This window comes from Vibrio sp. 03_296 (assembly GCF_002265885.1).
Window position 1 is genome coordinate 1 of sequence record NZ_NPKW01000239.1, and the last position, 557, is coordinate 557.

The 557-nt window shown below is 45.2% G+C and carries 1 protein-coding gene and 1 pseudogene; both read left to right on the top strand.

The genetic code is table 11. The annotated features are described in order from the left end of the window. A partial coding sequence (locus CIK04_RS23660) for a zinc finger domain-containing protein (RefSeq protein ID WP_142995001.1) occupies positions 1-73 on the top strand: 73 nt, incomplete at its 5' end. A 148-nt stretch (positions 74-221) separates the two neighbouring features. After that, positions 222-557: pseudogene (locus CIK04_RS33560) on the top strand (LTA synthase family protein); the annotation flags it as partial.

Genomic DNA, 557 nt, shown 5'->3' on the forward strand with positions numbered 1-557 from the left:
TTGTGGGGAAGCGATTCAAGAGCAGAAGATAGGGCAACGTAATACCTTCTTCTGTCCTCACTGTCAGTGCTAATTGACCTAAAACTCGTTGAAAGCTGATATAGAGATGACCAATCGTTCGTGTGTTTGATCACTGCTTTGACACCTAGAATTGAGGTGCAATTTGCTCTCTATGCTATGATGTGCGCCCCTTAGTGATCACCCGTTAGGTTTTTTAGTCAATGGATTTCCAGCCCAATGCGCACAGAGCGATGCGCATTATTTTCTCTTTAATCGTTGCGTCGTTACTACTGCTTACGGTCTCTCGTGGTCTTTTTCTACTGCTGGCCGCAGATTTCTCTGATCTTACTGGACTCGGCAATGATCTATTCCGAGCTTTTTGGGTCGGGGCGCGTTTTGATGCCAAAATCATCGCGATTGCTTTTGCGCCATTATTTTTAGCCGGACTGGTATTGGCGGCCTTTTGCTCGAGGTTTTTCGCTTTGGCAACGTGTCCGTTCCCAATATGTCGTTTGTCATTTTCTTTTCTGCTTAGTGCTTTTTCCATTGGCAACTAT